A 15,729-nucleotide genomic window follows, 5' to 3' on the forward strand; every position below is an offset into this window, starting at 1 on the left:
GCGCTCCCGCTCAAGCTTAGGCTTTATCTCGCCAATCGAACGACTGATTGCCAATCATGGTCCACACTTGGAACCTCATCAGCCGGAGTGTGTTCCATGTCTGACCGTTATATCGACTTTGCCAACTCGCCCATTGGCCGGCGCATGGTCGGGTCCCTCGGCCTGCCATCGCCGGTACGCCTGGAACGCTGGCAGGCCGGGCGCCTGCGGCCGATCGAAGGCGCATTGCTACTGGGCGGCGGGCCGTTGACCGAGCAGATCGGTACGTTTGCCAAGCGCCTGACCGATACCATCTTCATCTACGGCGGCGAGCCGACCCTGGCCACCGAGTGGATCCCTGGCCACGGCCCGAAAATCAAAGCGGTGGTGTACGACGCCAGCCATTTGGTGCAGGCCGACCAGCTCAAGCAGCTGCGGGAATTTTTCCAGCCGCTGATGAAAAACCTCGACCACAGCGCCCATGTCGTCATCCTCGGTCGCGCGCCGGAAAAACTTGCCGACCCGTTCGCCGCCAGTGCCCAGCGAGCGCTGGAGGGTTTCAGCCGTTCCCTGGCCAAAGAGCTGCGCCACGGCGGGACGCTGCAACTGCTGTACGTCGGCGACGGCGCCGAAGCCCAGCTGGAAGGTGCGCTGCGGTTTTTCCTGTCGCCCAAGAGCGCCTTCATCTCCGGGCAGGTCATTCGTCTCAACGCCTGTGACACCCAGGTCCAGGACTGGACCCGACCGCTCACGGGGCTCAAGGCGCTGGTCACTGGCGCAGCCCGCGGGATCGGCGCCTCCATCGCCGAAACCCTGGCCCGCGATGGCGCCGACGTGATCCTCCTGGACGTCCCGCAAGCCAAGACCGACCTCGACGCCCTGGCGGCACGCCTGAGCGGACGCAGCGTCACGCTGGATATCTGCGCCGAAGACGCCGCCGCACAGTTGATCGGGCACCTGCCCGACGGCGTCGACATCGTGGTGCATAACGCCGGCATCACCCGGGACAAGACCCTCGCCAACATGACCCCGGAGTTCTGGGACGCGGTACTGGCCGTCAACCTCAACGCCCCGCAAGTGCTGACCAAGGCCCTGCTCGACAGCGGCACCCTGCGCGACAATGGCCGGGTGATTCTGCTGGCGTCCATCAGCGGCATTGCCGGCAACCGTGGGCAGACCAACTATGCGGCGAGCAAGGCCGGACTGATCGGCCTGGCTCAGGCCTGGGCGCCGGTGCTGCAGCCACGCGGTATCAGCATCAACGCCGTGGCGCCGGGCTTCATTGAAACCCGCATGACCGCCGACATCCCCTTCGCCTTGCGCGAAGCCGGGCGGCGCATGAGCTCCCTGGGCCAGGGCGGCCTGCCCCAGGATGTCGCCGAAGCCGTGGCCTGGCTCGCGCAACCGGGCACGGGCGCCGTGACCGGGCAGGCGCTGCGGGTATGCGGGCAAAGCCTTCTGGGAGCGTGACCATGACGATCCAATGGCAGGAAGTCAGCAGCCCGTCCTCCATGTCCGGGCTTTACTGGAAAGCGGTGACACGGCGCAAGGTCACCGGAACGACCCTGCCCGAGGAAGGACTGCGTCAAGTGCTTCAAGTCGACCCGCAACGCCTGGCGGCCTATCGCAAAGTCTGCGGTTTCGTCGATAACGGACTGCTGCCGTCGACCTATCCCCACGTCTTGGCGTTTGCCCTGCAAATGCAATTGCTCACCGCACGGAATTTTCCATTCCCACTGCTGGGGCTGATCCACTTGAGCAACCGCATTCGTGTATTGCGGCCCATGGGCGGGGTTGGCCAGGTGCGGGCCAGCGTCAATGTCGAGAATCTTCAAGCCCACCCCAAGGGCGCGGTATTCGACCTGGTGACCCGCCTCGATGATCAGTTGGGGCCGCTATGGGAGGCCCAGAGCCAGATGCTGTGCAAAGGCGTCCAGCTCGACGGGGCACTCGTGGAGGACTCGCCGCAGGCCAGCCTGTCCTTGATTGAAGTCGCACGCTGGACCGCACCAACGGACATCGGCCGGCAATACGCCAAGGTGTCCGGCGACTACAACCCGATTCACCTGAGCGGCATCAGCGCCCGGTTGTTCGGCTTCCCCACCGCCATCGCCCATGGCCTGTGGAACAAGGCCCGGACCCTGGCGGCGCTGGATGACCACCTGCCCGAGGCCAACATCGAGATCGATGTGACCTTCAAGAAACCGGTGCGCCTGCCCAGTGAGGTGATACTGCTGTCGAGCGCGGCGGGGTCCAGTGGGCAACTGCAACTGGTAGGGGCTGGGGGTTTGGAGCATATGGTAGGAGAGTGGCGGCCGGTTGCCTGAGCACCATGATGGTCTCCACACCCTTCCCCTGTGGGAGCGAGCCTGCTCGCGAAGGCGGTGGGTCTGCTTACATCCAGGTTGAATGTATTGCCGTCATCGCGAGCAAGCTCGCTCCCACAGTTTGTTCCGGGGTGTTCACAGAACAGGTGTCCGCCACAAAATCCCTGTGGGAGCGAGCTTGCTCGCGATGGCGGTGGGTCAGCTCACATCCATCTTGGATACGTCGTGGTCAACGCGGCGGGTAGTTGGACAGGATCCGTCCCACCGTCTCGCGCACGGCCGTGTTGCGGTCAGTCGGGTTGGGGGAGTTGCTGAGCAGTTGTTCGTCACTGCCACGCCACACCAGCTTGCCGTCCTTGCCATCGAGCAGGTCGATCTGCACGGTGGCGACCTTGTAGCTGATGTTGCGGGTTTCGTTGTACATCGGTCCGCCCCAATAGCCATTCCAAGGGCCGCCCCAACCGCCGCCGCCGTAGTTGGTGGTGATCTGCTGCTGGCGGTCCTCGACGATCAAATAGGCCTGGACCAGTACATCGCCATGCCCGCCAGCCGCCGGACGCAGGCCGCGCTGGTCGAGTTGATCGGCAACCGCCTGGCGGATCCGCTGTTCGGTCAGGTCGCTCTTGATGCGAGGGTCATCGGGGCGATATTGCAGCGCCGGCTCTTTCCAGCTCCAACTGCGATACGCCGCGAAATCGCGGCTGGTGTCGAAGTCATGGTTGACCTGGTTAGAGGCACAAGCGCCCAGCAACAGGGTGAAGGCCAGTAGAGCAAGACGGCGAAACATGGTTTTTCTCCGTTGCGTAATCAACTTGGAGGATACGCCGACATGGCTTTTTCCACCGCCGCACGAATGGCATCGGTGCGCTCGCTCTGACTGCCCCGCTGGCCGGTCTCGGCGCTGGCGCTCCACACCGGTTGCCCCGTACGGGCATCGAACAGGTCTACCCGCACCACCACGACCTGCTCCTGATACGTGCGCACCATCGGCACCGGATGGTACATGCCATAACCCGGACCATAGCGGTCATAACGGTTATAGCCGCCGTAGTAGCCGGCATCGTAGTCATCCCGGACCTGGCGCACGCGGGTTTCCAGACGCAGGTCGGCGCTGACGAACAGGTCGGCGGGACGGTTGTCATGCAGCGGGCGCAGGCCACGCTGGTCCAGGGCATTGCTCACCGCTTCGGCCACCTGGGCCGAATCCGCCCAGGCGGTACCCGACGGCAGGCGCCCGTCGCGCCAGGCCCAACTGCGGTAGCGCCCGTAGTCACGGGGCGGCGCAGGATAAGCACTGCGGTCAAACACCGTGGTGGCCTCGGGCGGCGCCGGCGGCAGCGGATTGGACGTGGCGACATAGGGGTTGCTGCCCTGGCAAGCCGCCAGTCCCAGACACAGCATCAACAACCCTGAACGACCTTTCATTTCGCTCTCCGGTCACACTGGACGGCAGATCCAGTGCAGATAACGTCCCAACCCGGCAAACGCCGGATGGCGACGGTGGGCCAGTTCCATTTCCAGCAACTGCGCAAGCTCCACGCGGCCCTGGAACTCCACCGGCATGTAGTCATGGAAAACCCGCACACCACTCTGGTTTTCGACCTGCCACAGGCCTTCAAGTTGCGCCGCCAATTCTCGCGGATCAAGGGGTTGTTGCGGCGTCAGGCTCTGTTTTTCGCCGGCCATGTCGTTTTTGCGCAACTTGCGAAAATGCCCCTTGAGCAGGTTGCGATAGACCAGCGCGTCGCGGTTGTAGAACGCCAGGGACAGCCAGCCGCCCGGGACTGTGAGTTGATGCAGCACCGGCAGGATCGCATAGGGCTCAGCCAGCCATTCCAGCACCGCGTGACACAACACCAGGTCGTAAGGCTCGGTGAGCTGGCCGAGCAGGTCCTGCCACGGTGCCTGGATGAACGTGGCGCTCTGGCCCGCCTCGGCAAAGCGCTGGCGGGCGCCTTCGAGCATGGGCTCGGCCGGCTCGGCCAGGGTCACCTGGTGACCGCGCTCGGCCAGCCACAACGACATGTGGCCCAGGCCCGCGCCGATGTCCAGCACGCGCAACGGACGCTGTGGCAAGCTTTCCAGCAGATCGGCCTGAAGCACCGCCAGGCGGATCGCCCCCTTGGCCCCGCCGTAGATTTTTTCCGCAAAGCGCGTGGCGAGCTGATCGAAATGACGGTCGCTCATTGGCCGAACCGCCGTTCGCTGTCGGCGAGCTTGCTGCGCACCACGGCGTCCATGTCCAGGCCCAGTTCGCTGCAAAGCAGCAACAGGTACAACACGATGTCACCGACCTCCTGCCCGGCGTGGGCCAGTTTGTCCGCCGGCAACTGGCGCGACTGGTCCTCGGTCAGCCACTGGAAAATCTCCACCAGTTCGGCCATTTCCACACTGGCGGCCATGGCGAGGTTTTTCGGGCTGTGGAATTGCCGCCAATCGTTACGGTCACGAATGGCATGCAGGCGTTCGGTCAGTTCAACAAGGTTCATCGGGTTCTCCTGAATGCGCATAGCTTCAGGGGGATGACCAGGGAAGGCAAGAGTCTCGGTACGAAGCGACGGTTTGCCCCATAATCGAACCAACTCGGCCGCCACAGCTCCTACAATCAGGAGCCAACGGCTCAGCTCGGATCCCCTCCCATCAGGATGCACATATGCAGGTAGAAAGCTTTTTCGAATGGCTCGGCCAGGCGCTCGGTTCGGTGATCCGTTTCATCGTCGACCTGCTCAGCGGCTTGTTCAACACCCTGGCCAATGCTGGCGGCAACTTCGTCGATGGGCTATCACGCACCCTGGGCATGGACACCTCGATCATCAGCATCATCGCGCTGATCCTCGGGCTGATGCTGCTCTACTCGGCGATCCGCGCGTTCATGCGGGCCTCGATCGTCATGGGCATCATCTGGCTGGTGCTGGGGTTGTGGTTGTTGAGTTGGATCATTCACTAGGGCCCAGAGCACTGGGTGGGAGCAAAGCTTGCTCGCGATACAGGCGCCTCGGTTCCCTGAAAGACCGCGTCATCTTCATCGCGGGCAAGCCTTGCTCCCACAGATTTTCTTGAGATCGAACGCAGAGCGTCCCTAGGGACATTCACACGCGGAGCGTGGGAACGATCAATGCGAGAACCCGCTACAATCGCGCTCCATCAAGGAGCCCGCATGTCCAACCTGACCACCGACTGGCGCGACCGCCTTACCCATCGCCGGGTCTGGGCGCTGGCTGCGCCGATGATTCTCTCGAACATTTCCGTACCGCTGGTGGCCTTGGTGGACAGCACCGTCATCGGCCATTTGCCCCATGCTCATCAGTTGGGCGCCGTGGCGGTCGGGGCGAGTTTGTATACGGTACTGGCGTGGGCCATGGGCTTCTTGCGCATGGGCACCACCGGGTTCGCCGCCCAGGCCGCCGGACGTGGTGACGGGGCGGCGTTGCGACAAGTGTTGTTGCAAGGACTGCTGTTGGCGATGGGGTTGGCGGTACTGCTCGGTGCCGTCGGCGTGCCATTGAGCGACGTGGCGTTGCACTTCATGCAGCCGTCCGCCGAGCTCAACCAGTTGACCCGTGACTTCTTCCACACCCGGCTCTTCGGCTTGCCGGCGGCGCTGGCCAGCTATGCGCTGGTAGGCTGGTTCCTCGGCGCCCAGAATGCCCGGGCCCCGCTGGCGATCCTGCTGGTAACCAACCTGGTCAACATCGCCCTGAACCTGTGGTTCGTGATCGGCCTGGACTGGGGCGTGACCGGCTCGGCCCGGGCGTCGGTAATCGCCGAGTGGACCGGCGCGCTGGTCGGCCTGGCCCTGGCCCGCAACACACTGCGCGCCTGGCCCGGGCAAATCGCCTGGGCCGCCCTGGGACTGTGGCACAGCTGGCGCCCGTTGCTGGCGGTGAACCGGGACATTTTCATCCGCAGCCTGGCGCTGCAAGCGGTGTTTTTCCTGATCACCGTGCAAGGCGCACGCCTGGGGGATGCGACCGTCGCGGCCAATGCCCTGCTACTCAACGGCCTGTTGCTGACAGCCCATGCCCTGGACGGCCTGGCCCATGCCGTCGAAGCGCTGTGCGGCCATGCCATTGGCGCCCGCGACCGCCTGGCCCTGCGTCGCTCGCTGGTGGTGGCGTGCGGCTGGTCGTTGATTGCCAGCCTGGGCTTTGCACTGCTGTTCCTGCTCGCCGGCCACCTGTTCATCGACATGCAGACCAACATCCCCGACGTGCGCGCCACCGCTTATCACTACCTGCCATACCTGGCGGCCCTGCCACTGATTGCGGTCTGGAGTTACTTGCTCGACGGGCTGTTCATCGGCGCCACCCGTGCCCGGGAAATGCGCAACGGCATGCTACTGACCCTGCTGCTGGTGCTGCCCATCGCCTGGGCGCTGCAAGGGTTGGGCAACCATGGGCTGTGGATCACCTTCCTGCTGTTCATGGCCCTGCGCAGCCTGACCCTCGGTGCTTTCGCCTGGCACTTGCAGCGACACGATCGCTGGCTCGGCGCATCTGCCCACTAACGCTCAATCCTGGCGGCCCTGCCAGCGCCGACGCAGATGCTCGAACCGCTCGCGCTGCGAACCGCCCACCAGGCCAGATACTGGCCGCGCATCGGGGTATTGCAGGCGCAGCCACAGCCAGTCATCGAGCACCGCCCGCTCGGTAAACCCCAGCGCCAGGCCCTGCTGCAAATTCCCCCAGAGCCGCTGGTAATCACACCCGGTAGCACGGGACCATTGCCAGGCGTGACGCTCCAGCAGGCATCGTTGCAACTGGTCCTGTTGTCGGTCGCTGAGGCCGTGCTCCTTCTCCAGCGCCGCCACCGACAGCCCCGGGTTGGACAGTTGTTGCCAACCCTGGCTGCCGATCGCCCGGTCGGCCCAGGTGCCGCCAAACCAGCGCAACAAACTGATCGGCCCCAGCCAACAACTGAGCTCCCGAGGGTCGCAACCGTCGAAGAAGTAGCTGGCGATGTGCGGGTTGTAATAGCTCAACAACGCTTTGTGATGCAGGCCCAGGGTCACCGTCAGCATGCGCCGCAGATGCGCCAGCAATTGCGCAGCGGGCGATGGGCTGACCAACAACAGCCCCGGCCAGGAACGTGGGTCCAGATGACAGAGGCTGGCCAGCGCAGGCGAATGGCGCAAATCCACCAACAGCGGACCGTGCTCTCGCAGCCCATGCAGCTCGGTGTTTTCAAACAAGGCAAAGCACCGGGTCTTGGCGAACTGCGCGCGCACAAGCCGCCCAGCGCCAGGCGCACTCGGTACGTCGAGCAGCAGCCATTGCGGCGTTGATCCAGGCAGGGCCGCGGCGTTCATCGAGCAACGCCCGCACCGCGCCGCATGAGCATACGGCAGGTGCACAGTGGCTGGGCGCAGGGGCTGAAAGGCCCGCCTTCGGGCAACAAGCACAACAAGACCAGCGGCTCGGCGTCCCGGATTGCAGACAACAGGCGCGGATCGGCAACCGACGGCCCATATGTTTCGCCTGTGGATGATTCATCCACAACCTCTACTGGGGCAGGCGCATTCAGAAATGCACTGATCAATGGCCGATCCGGATCGCCTTCGATAAAGCTCACCAGCACCTCGGTGCCATCACTCAAGGCGCCCGCCCCGCCCATGGCCAGTTCGGGCGCCAAAGGCAGCCAGCAATGACTGGGGCTGGAACCTTCGCCCTGGTAGACCCAGTCAAACTGCACCGCCACGCGCCCCGCTCCCTGCTCCGGCGGTTCATTCACCGCCACGACCCAGCCACGTTGCCGGCTCACCATGCGTGGTTTTGCAGGGACCTCGTCCGGCACGAACAGCACGCCCCGGGGAATCGCCTTGAAATGATTGCCGTACACCCCCGCCTGTGCGCGGTGCTCGACCTTCGTCAGCAGCCAGCGCCGGTTCCAGCCGGCAAACGGATGGGCCGTCAGCGTCAGCACCTGACCACTCTGCAGGTTCATCAAATCGCTGCGGCCCTGGGCGACCTGCTCCCCCGACACATCGGTTTGCACGCTGAAGGAGCGCACCGCGGCAATCGGATCGTCGTCCGCATAACCCGTCTTACCGGCAGGGGGAAAACTGTGCGGATTATCAGCGAACACCAGGCAATGCCCGTCCCGAGTGTGTTCGAAATGAAAGTGGATACCCGCCTGGGCGCATAGGCGCTGCAGGAACTGCAGGTCCGACTCTCGATACTGGGTACAGAAATCCTGCAGCGGATAATCGCCACTCAAGTCCAGGCACAGGCTGCGGCCACTGATGCCATGGGCCTTGAGCACCTGGCGAATGATCTGCGGCACCGAACGGGCGCTGAAGACCCGCTGGCTGAAACGCTGCGCCAGACAGGCCAGCTTCGGCCCGATACGCACCCGGCAGCCGGCGCCATGACGGTGTTGGACCAACTCATGAAGCTGCCCATGAATGCCTCGGCCTGGGGTCCCGAAACTCAACCAGACGCTGCGGTACAACAGGCCCGCCAGGTCCAGGTTCGCGTCGCGCAACAACAGTTGTGCTTCATAGACAAAGGGTTCGCTGATCGCTTCGCTACCCGTGAAGGCCACGACGTCAACAGGCTCGGGCAGACCGGCTATCTCCAGACGAAAGGCTGGTTCGCTGGCTGGATCGGACATCGGCGTTTCTCTACAGGAGGGGCGGTCGGGGATTCTCGCCGAGAGCCATGGCCGAGTAGAGGGGCCAAGTACAAGTTAGGAAAGGGACTACACGAAATAAGGACATCGCCGGTTAAATGCACCGACGTTCAGAAATAACGACGGCACAAATAAAAACGCCCTCCGGGACTGTCCGAAAAAACCCGCAGCGTGCGGTGCATTTTCTGACAGCCCGGGAGGGCATTGCCGATCAGTTAAATAAACCTGTGGCGAGGGAGCTTGCTCCCGCCACAGGGTTCTATCAGGAAGACAGGTAGGACGAACGCGTCAGCCCCAGGCGCAAGGCATCGAGGAACTGGGTACGTTCAGCGGCGCTGATGCGGGCGCTGGCGCACTTGTCGCGGTAGTGAGTCATCAACTCCTCCGGCGACAGGTGCACGTAGCGCAGCATGTCCTCGATGGTGTCGTGGGTTTCGATACCGGCGTGGTACACGCTGCCATCGGCGTTCTGGTAGATGTTCACCGAGTCGGTGTCACCGAACAGGTTGTGCATGTCACCGAGGATTTCCTGGTAGGCGCCCACCAGGAAGATGCCCAGCAGATAGTCTTCATCCGGCTTGAGTGCGTGAACCGGCAGGCTGGTCTCGATGCTCTGCTCGTCGACGTACTGCTTGATCTTGCCGTCGGAGTCACAGGTCAGGTCTTGCAGCACGGCGCGGCGCAGCGGCTCTTCGTCCAGGCGATGCAGCGGCAGGATCGGCAACACCTGGCCGATGGCCCAGGTGTCCGGCAGACTCTGGAACACCGAGAAGTTGCAGATGTATTTGTCGGCCAACTTGTCGTTGAGCTCATCCAGCACCTGGCGGTGCGAGCGCTGGCGCGCCTTCAACGAGTTGTGCAGGCGACGGCAGACCGCAAAGTAGCACTGCTCGGCCAAGGCTTTTTCGGCCAGGGTCAGCTTGCCGTCGGCATATTGGGTCGCCACGTCGCTCATGTAGTGGGTGGCGCGCCAGTAAGTCTCGGTGACCATCTCGATATCGGTCGGGCCAAGCAGGTCGACCAGCCATTGCACGGTTTCCGGCAGTTCCTGCTTGTTGTCGATCGCCGGCACGTCGTCGTTGTGTTTCTCGACGTCGGTCACCTGCACCACCAGCATGGCGTGGTGAGCGGTCAGCGAGCGGCCGCTTTCGGAGAAGATGTTCGGATGCGGCAGGCTCTGGGCATCGCAGAACTCCTTGAGCATGCCGACCACGACACCGGCGTAATCGTCCATGTCGTAGTTGATCGAACTGGCATTGCGCGAGTGCGTGCCGTCGTAGTCCACACCCAAGCCACCGCCGACGTCGATGTGATCCACCGGCAGGCCGAGGTTGCGCAGCTCACCGTAGTAACGGATCGCTTCCTTGAAGCCGTGCTGGTAGTCCGCCAGGTTGGCAATCTGCGAGCCCATGTGGAAGTGCAGCAGGCGAATGCCCTGGTCCAGGCCAGCAGCCCGGAAGCGCTCGACCACCGACAGCAGCTGCGCGGCCGACAAGCCGAACTTGGACTTCTCGCCACCGGTATCGGCCCACTTGCTCGACGCCAGGGACGACAGGCGCACGCGCAAGCCGACCTGCGGCTTGACCTTGAGCGTTGCCGCCTCTTCGATCACCAGGCCGACTTCGGACTCTTTCTCGATAACGATGAAGACGTTGTGACCGAGCTTCTGGCCCATCAGCGCCAGACGGATGAATTCGCGGTCCTTGTAGCCGTTGCAGACGATGGTGCCGCCCTTCGGCGCCAGGGCCAGGACCGCCAGCAGCTCCGGCTTGGAACCGGCTTCCAGGCCGATGGAGACGTTCTGGGTGGCGATGATGTTCTCGATCACCGCTTCCTGCTGGTTGACCTTGATCGGATAGAGCGCGGTGTACTTGCTCTGGTATTCCAGGCGCGCGATGTTGCTGTCGAAGGCGCCGGTGAGCTGGCGCACACGGTCTTGCAGGATATCGGGGAAGCGCACCAGCAAGGGCAGCGACAGGCCGCTCTGGCGCAACTGGTCGACTTGCTCGAACAGGTCGATGGGCGAGCTGTCGGGACCGTTCGGACGGACTTCGACGCGACCGGCTTCATTGATCGCGAAATACCCGGCCCCCCAATGGCGAATCCCGTAAACACTGCGGCTGTCCGCAACTGTCCATTGGCTGCCATCGTCTTTGCGTGTGCGTCGTACGGACATCGAAGTCCCCTATAAAGAAGTCAAAATGCACCATCCGGTCGGAGGCTGGGGCAGTCTAGAGAGTGAAAATGACGAATTGCCTGTTAGCAAGGTAGACCCTGCTCCCAGCGATGAGTTTAGAAACCCGTTCAGAACAGGCTCTGTGAAAACCATGCGGGCGACCTCGAACGTTGAGTTCGGGTCAAGCCGAGGGTGGTTTTCACAGAGGCTGCTAGCCGCCGGATTTCTTTGCCTTGAAGCCGTGCTTGACCAGTTCCGCCAGCAGCAGCTCGACGTGATCGCCCTGGATCTCGATGATGCCGTCTTTCAACGCACCACCGGTGCCACAGCGCTTCTTCAACGTGGTGGCCAGCTCCTTGAGCGCGTCTTCGGCCAACGGCACGCCAGTGATCGTGGTCACCGTCTTGCCGCCGCGACCTTTGCTTTCACGGCGCACGCGCGCAATGCCGTCACCGGCAGGGATGGCGGTCTGTTTGCAGATGCAGGCATCCACCGGCTGACGGCAATCAGGACAATGACGACCGGCGTCGGTAGAAAATACCAGGCCGCCCAGGGCGGCGAAGGATGCGGCTTTTTTGGCCACCGGCAATCCTCTCGAGAGGACAAAGACTGGTCGAGGGGGAACATGCCTCGACCGCGAAACCCCACTCAGGCAGGGGCAGCGCTACTGGACCGCAGACACGGTTCAGCTTGAAAAGTCGCGCAGTGTAACGGCAAAAAGCCGACTTGCTAAGGGCCAATCAGCGCCAATTTATAGCTTCTTTGCGACGCCGCTGCCATGGACGCGCAAATAGCGTTCAAGCGCCGCCAGGGAGTCCGGGCAGTAAGGCTTGCGCTGGATTTCATCGAGCACCTGCTCGAGGGGCAGGAAACGCGCCTCGAGGACTTCTTCGGGCTGCAGGACCAACGGGCCGTCCCATACCGCCGAGAACGCCGAGCACCACAGGCGACTGCCAGGGTCTTCGAAATAGAAATGGTCGTGGGCGGTCAGTTCCACGCCGCTCACGCCCAGCTCTTCCGCCAGCTCACGGGCAGCCGATTCGGCGTAGGTCTCATCGGCCTGCACCATACCCCCCGCCGCCACGTCCCAGAAACCTGGGTAGATGGCCTTGCTCAGGGTGCGCCGATGTACACACAGCTCACCGGACGAATTGAACAGCATGATGTAGGTGCCGCGTCCGATCAGGCCACGCTCACGCAGCTCTGAGCGCACCACGCTGCCGAGCAGATTGTCGTGCTCATCGACCCACGCAATCAGCTCGGCATCCGAGGCCACTCGATGAGCGACCTCCCGGGGGCTTTCGCTCATGAATCAACCCTGGTTCAGCAGTTGCCGCAAGTCGATGACCGCTGCGTTGGCTCGGGAAATGTAGTTGGCCATGACCAGCGAGTGGTTCGCCAATACACCGAAGCCGCTGCCGTTGAGGATCATCGGGCTCCAGACCGGTTCCTGGGACGCTTCCAGTTCACGAATGATCTGCCGCACGCTGACCGTGGCGTTCTTTTTCGCCAGGACATCGGCGAAGTCCACTTCGATGGCGCGCAGCAGATGCGACAACGCCCACGCCTGGCCACGGGCCTCATAGAACACGTTATCGATTTGCAGCCACGGGGTCTCGACTACCTCTTCATCCACCTGCGGTACCTGGCCCGGGGCCGGGACTTCGGTTTTCAGCGAGGTATTGAGCTTGACCCGGCCAACGCTGGCCGACAGGCGCTGGGACAACGAACCCAGGCGAGTGCCGACATCCCCCAGCCAGTTGTTCAGGTTGTCGGCGCGGGCGTAGAACAGTGCGCTTTTCTGGCTCGGGTCGGACAGGCGCGCCTGGTAGCGACTCAGGGAATTGATGCCCTCCTGGTATTCAGACTCGCTGGAGGGCAGCACCCAACTGCGGTTGTCGAAGTTGAAGCGCGGCTCGGCCTTGGCCAGGTCGGCGTCCTCGGCGGACTGCGACTGGGAACGGGCGAAGTCCTTGCGCAGGGCGCGGCTCAGGTCGCGGACCTGCACCAGCACGCCGTATTCCCAGCTCGGCATGTTGTCCATCCACAGGCCAGGCGGGAAGCGGTCGTTGGAGATGTAGCCACCCGGCTTGCTCAGCAGGGTTCCGGCCACCGTCTTGAGCGTCTCGACCGTGGTGTAGCCCACCACCATCTGCCGGCCATCTTTCTCCGCTGCGGCCTGGGCGTTCTGCTGCACAGGGAACAGCGCGGGCTCCTGGCTCCAATACCAGCCGACGGCAATGGTCACCAGCAGGTAAAGGCCGATCAGCGTCGCCAGTGCGCGGCTGAAAAAAAGCCCACCCAGGTAGCTGCGGGTGTCCGATTTCGGCTCGGCGGCACGTTCAGGCGCGCTGCCCGCGCGATTTTTCCAGTCCAGCATGGTGATATCCCTTCAATCACTTGAGTTCTCGGTTCGACCACAACCCTACGCCATCGTGCCTGATTTGAAACGCGATAATGCGGCGCCAATCATGCCGGGCGCGACAGGGTAATTGAACAGCACTATAAAGGAAGCGTTGCCATCGGCCTACGAGACTGGTCAGTCACAAACTGAATTTCGCGACTGGACAGAATATTGACGTATGACACTCATGCGAAGGAAAAGAGGTGCTAGCATAGAGCCACCAGTCGATCTCAGCATGCACCCTAACTAGTAGTCAGGATATGACCGAGCCAGAAGACCCCAGCCGTGAGCGCCTCAAGCACCACTTTGCCCAGCGGGTAATTCATCAGGCTCGTCAGATCCTGGAGATTTGGCAGCGCCTGCAACGCAGTGAGTGGACAAGCACCGACCTGTCGGAACTCAGCGAAGCCAATCTGCGCCTGCTGCGCTTTGCCGAGCGCTTCGAACAGCCCGAGCACTCCCAACTGGCCCAAGGCATCAGCCAGTCGCTGCAAGCGGTGGACGCCAATCGCGGGCGCCTGAGCAGCCACCTGATCACTGAAATCAACCGCCTGATGCAGCGCTTGTCTCGTACTGGCCTGCGCCATGGCGACCAGCTCGAACAAACCTTCCTGCCGCCGCTGCGCAAACCCATCTACGTGTTGCTGCAGGACCATGACCGCGCCGAGCGCCTGGCCAAGCAGTTGGAGTTCTTCGGCCTCAGCGCCCAGGCGCTGAACAGTGTCGTGGCGTTCCGCGCCTCGATGGTCGAGCGCCTGCCGGCGGCGATCGTCATGGATGTGGATTTCAGCGGCCCCGGCGCCGGCCTGAAACTGGCCGCCGAAGCCCAGGAAGGCCTGGAGCAACCGCTGCCACTGTTGTTCTTCAGTTTGATGGAAACCGACACGCCGACACGCCTGGCCGCGGTGCGCGCCGGTGGGCAGGAATTTCTCACCGGCACCCTCGAAGCCTCGAGCCTGCTGGAAAAGATCGAAGTGCTGACCTGCGTTGCCCAGTACGATCCGTACAAAGTGCTGATCATCGATGACTCCCGTGCCCAGGCCATGCACACCGAACGCCTGCTCAACAGCGCCGGCATCATCACCCGCACACTGATCGAGCCGATCCAGGCCATGGCCGAACTGGCGGACTTCCAGCCCGACCTGATCATCCTCGACATGTATATGCCCGCCTGCACCGGCACGGAACTGGCCAAGGTGATACGCCACAACGACCGCTACGTCAGCGTGCCGATCATCTACCTGTCCGCCGAAGACGACCTGGACAAGCAACTCGACGCCATGAGCGAAGGTGGCGACGACTTCCTGACCAAACCGATCAAGCCCCGGCACCTGATCACCACGGTGCGCAACCGTGCCGCCCGGGCGCGCAACCTCAAGGCGCGGATGGTGCGCGACAGCCTCACCGGACTCTACAACCACACCCATATCCTGCAACTGCTCGAGGATTGCAGCTTCCGTGCTCGTCGCGAAGGCAAGCCCCTGAGCTTCGCCATGCTCGACATCGACCATTTCAAACGGGTCAATGACAGCCACGGCCACCCCATGGGGGACCGGGTGATCAAGAGCCTGGCGCTGTTTCTCAAGCAGCGCCTGCGCAAGACCGACTTCATCGGCCGTTACGGCGGCGAAGAGTTCGCCATCGTCATGCCCGACACCGACATCGACGCAGCCTGCAAAGTGCTGGATGAAATTCGCCAGCGCTTTGCCGAAATCCACTACCCGGCCCAGCCCCATGACTTGTGGTGCACCTTCAGCGCCGGCGTGGTGGAGATGAGCGATGACTCCGACAGCCTGATGATGGCCAGCCAGGCGGATGAAGCGCTGTACCGCGCCAAGCACGCCGGGCGCAACCGGGTACAGAGCGCCCGCCAATCAAAGCAAAGTGCCACCTTTTCATCGGAATCGACCGATTCGGTCATAAACCTGTAACGCAAACGCAATAACTTCAGGCACTTACGATTCTGCCCCTGGTAGACCTTTAATGCGCCTGAAGCTGCTGACCAATCTCAACACCCTTCTTTTAGTTGCCGTGTGCCTGGGCCTTGGAGCCACGCTGTGGTGGTCGCAGATCGCCCTGGAGCGACCCTATCTGCTGATGGAGCGCTACCTGGGATTGTCGCGGCAGTTCCAGGGCGAAGTAGCGCGCAATATCGAGGATTACCTGGCCAGCGGCGACGCCTTGCGCCTGAGTGCTGCCACCCAAGCCCTGGA

General features: G+C 62.9%; 15 protein-coding genes. 5 read left to right on the forward strand and 10 right to left on the reverse strand.

Annotation, left to right across the window (positions count from 1 at the left end):
• The first annotated feature begins 96 nt into the window (after nt 1-96).
• Both AB4O09_RS27215 and AB4O09_RS27220 read left to right on the forward strand, forming a co-directional pair.
• Nucleotides 97-1,449 carry a 3-oxoacyl-ACP reductase gene (locus AB4O09_RS27215; RefSeq protein WP_013692168.1) on the forward strand — a complete coding sequence of 451 codons (1,353 nt, stop codon included), beginning with the start codon at nt 97-99 and terminating at the stop codon, nt 1,447-1,449.
• A 2-nt stretch (nt 1,450-1,451) separates the two neighbouring features.
• A complete protein-coding gene (locus AB4O09_RS27220) occupies nt 1,452-2,306 on the forward strand; it encodes a MaoC family dehydratase (protein WP_013692167.1) in 855 nt (284 codons plus the stop codon).
• 229 nt (nt 2,307-2,535) lie between these two features.
• Here the strand turns inward: AB4O09_RS27220 and AB4O09_RS27225 are convergent, their stop codons facing one another.
• From AB4O09_RS27225 to AB4O09_RS27240, 4 genes are read right to left on the reverse strand one after another with little or no spacing between them, the layout of a single operon-like run.
• Nucleotides 2,536-3,093: a DUF4136 domain-containing protein gene (locus AB4O09_RS27225; RefSeq protein WP_003197453.1), complete on the reverse strand. Its 558-nt coding sequence runs from the start codon at nt 3,091-3,093 to the stop codon at nt 2,536-2,538.
• A 20-nt stretch (nt 3,094-3,113) separates the two neighbouring features.
• Entirely contained in the window at nt 3,114-3,731 is a 618-nt protein-coding gene (locus AB4O09_RS27230) for a DUF4136 domain-containing protein (RefSeq protein WP_003197451.1), read from the reverse strand.
• Nucleotides 3,732-3,743: 12 nt separating this feature from the next.
• Nucleotides 3,744-4,493 carry a methyltransferase domain-containing protein gene (locus AB4O09_RS27235; RefSeq protein ID WP_003197449.1) on the reverse strand — a complete coding sequence of 250 codons (750 nt, stop codon included), beginning with the start codon at nt 4,491-4,493 and terminating at the stop codon, nt 3,744-3,746.
• A complete protein-coding gene (locus AB4O09_RS27240) occupies nt 4,490-4,795 on the reverse strand; it encodes a MazG-like family protein (protein WP_003186192.1) in 306 nt (101 codons plus the stop codon). The genes AB4O09_RS27235 and AB4O09_RS27240 overlap by 4 nt, the downstream gene beginning before the upstream one ends.
• Nucleotides 4,796-4,959: 164 nt before the next feature.
• Between AB4O09_RS27240 and AB4O09_RS27245 the strand changes: the two genes are divergently transcribed.
• Nucleotides 4,960-5,253, forward strand: coding sequence for a hypothetical protein (locus tag AB4O09_RS27245; RefSeq protein WP_003197447.1), 294 nt, complete (start codon nt 4,960-4,962; stop codon nt 5,251-5,253).
• 210 nt (nt 5,254-5,463) lie between these two features.
• On the forward strand, nt 5,464-6,813 hold the full coding sequence (locus tag AB4O09_RS27250) for an MATE family efflux transporter (RefSeq protein ID WP_003197445.1): 1,350 nt from the start codon (nt 5,464-5,466) through the stop codon (nt 6,811-6,813).
• Between the two features lie 3 nt (nt 6,814-6,816).
• Here the strand turns inward: AB4O09_RS27250 and AB4O09_RS27255 are convergent, their stop codons facing one another.
• From AB4O09_RS27255 to AB4O09_RS27280, 6 genes are all read right to left on the reverse strand, one after another.
• A complete protein-coding gene (locus AB4O09_RS27255) occupies nt 6,817-7,614 on the reverse strand; it encodes a DUF4123 domain-containing protein (RefSeq protein ID WP_053161815.1) in 798 nt (265 codons plus the stop codon).
• On the reverse strand, nt 7,611-8,918 hold the full coding sequence (locus AB4O09_RS27260) for a type VI secretion system Vgr family protein (protein WP_043041908.1): 1,308 nt from the start codon (nt 8,916-8,918) through the stop codon (nt 7,611-7,613). The genes AB4O09_RS27255 and AB4O09_RS27260 overlap by 4 nt, the downstream gene beginning before the upstream one ends.
• 280 nt (nt 8,919-9,198) lie before the next feature.
• Nucleotides 9,199-11,112 (reverse strand): arginine decarboxylase, encoded by a 1,914-nt coding sequence (gene speA, locus AB4O09_RS27265; RefSeq protein WP_003197437.1) that lies wholly within the window; start codon nt 11,110-11,112, stop codon nt 9,199-9,201.
• A 211-nt stretch (nt 11,113-11,323) separates the two neighbouring features.
• On the reverse strand, nt 11,324-11,695 hold the full coding sequence (locus AB4O09_RS27270; protein WP_003197435.1) for a translation initiation factor Sui1: 372 nt from the start codon (nt 11,693-11,695) through the stop codon (nt 11,324-11,326).
• Between the two features lie 168 nt (nt 11,696-11,863).
• A complete protein-coding gene (locus AB4O09_RS27275; RefSeq protein ID WP_003197433.1) occupies nt 11,864-12,421 on the reverse strand; it encodes an NUDIX hydrolase in 558 nt (185 codons plus the stop codon).
• A gap of 3 nt (nt 12,422-12,424) precedes the next feature.
• Nucleotides 12,425-13,492, reverse strand: a complete 1,068-nt coding sequence (locus AB4O09_RS27280) for a DUF2333 family protein (protein ID WP_003197431.1) — start codon at nt 13,490-13,492, stop codon at nt 12,425-12,427.
• 284 nt (nt 13,493-13,776) lie between these two features.
• Between AB4O09_RS27280 and AB4O09_RS27285 the strand changes: the two genes are divergently transcribed.
• The gene (locus AB4O09_RS27285) at nt 13,777-15,447 is read left to right on the forward strand and encodes a GGDEF domain-containing response regulator (RefSeq protein ID WP_013692163.1); all 1,671 of its coding nucleotides are present in this window, start codon (nt 13,777-13,779) and stop codon (nt 15,445-15,447) included.
• Nucleotides 15,448-15,729 lie beyond the last annotated feature (282 nt).

It is taken from the genome of Pseudomonas sp. H1_F01 (genome assembly GCF_054681425.1).

Coding starts and splice junctions, on each gene's coding strand:
- AB4O09_RS27215 (WP_013692168.1), top strand. CDS start 97: ATGTCTGACCGTTATATCGACTTTGCCAACTCGCCCATTGGCCGGCGC.
- AB4O09_RS27220 (WP_013692167.1), top strand. CDS start 1,452: ATGACGATCCAATGGCAGGAAGTCAGCAGCCCGTCCTCCATGTCCGGG.
- AB4O09_RS27225 (WP_003197453.1), bottom strand. CDS start 3,093: ATGTTTCGCCGTCTTGCTCTACTGGCCTTCACCCTGTTGCTGGGCGCT.
- AB4O09_RS27230 (WP_003197451.1), bottom strand. CDS start 3,731: ATGAAAGGTCGTTCAGGGTTGTTGATGCTGTGTCTGGGACTGGCGGCT.
- AB4O09_RS27235 (WP_003197449.1), bottom strand. CDS start 4,493: ATGAGCGACCGTCATTTCGATCAGCTCGCCACGCGCTTTGCGGAAAAA.
- AB4O09_RS27240 (WP_003186192.1), bottom strand. CDS start 4,795: ATGAACCTTGTTGAACTGACCGAACGCCTGCATGCCATTCGTGACCGT.
- AB4O09_RS27245 (WP_003197447.1), top strand. CDS start 4,960: ATGCAGGTAGAAAGCTTTTTCGAATGGCTCGGCCAGGCGCTCGGTTCG.
- AB4O09_RS27250 (WP_003197445.1), top strand. CDS start 5,464: ATGTCCAACCTGACCACCGACTGGCGCGACCGCCTTACCCATCGCCGG.
- AB4O09_RS27255 (WP_053161815.1), bottom strand. CDS start 7,614: ATGAACGCCGCGGCCCTGCCTGGATCAACGCCGCAATGGCTGCTGCTC.
- AB4O09_RS27260 (WP_043041908.1), bottom strand. CDS start 8,918: ATGTCCGATCCAGCCAGCGAACCAGCCTTTCGTCTGGAGATAGCCGGT.
- speA (WP_003197437.1), bottom strand. CDS start 11,112: ATGTCCGTACGACGCACACGCAAAGACGATGGCAGCCAATGGACAGTT.
- AB4O09_RS27275 (WP_003197433.1), bottom strand. CDS start 12,421: ATGAGCGAAAGCCCCCGGGAGGTCGCTCATCGAGTGGCCTCGGATGCC.
- AB4O09_RS27280 (WP_003197431.1), bottom strand. CDS start 13,492: ATGCTGGACTGGAAAAATCGCGCGGGCAGCGCGCCTGAACGTGCCGCC.
- AB4O09_RS27285 (WP_013692163.1), top strand. CDS start 13,777: ATGACCGAGCCAGAAGACCCCAGCCGTGAGCGCCTCAAGCACCACTTT.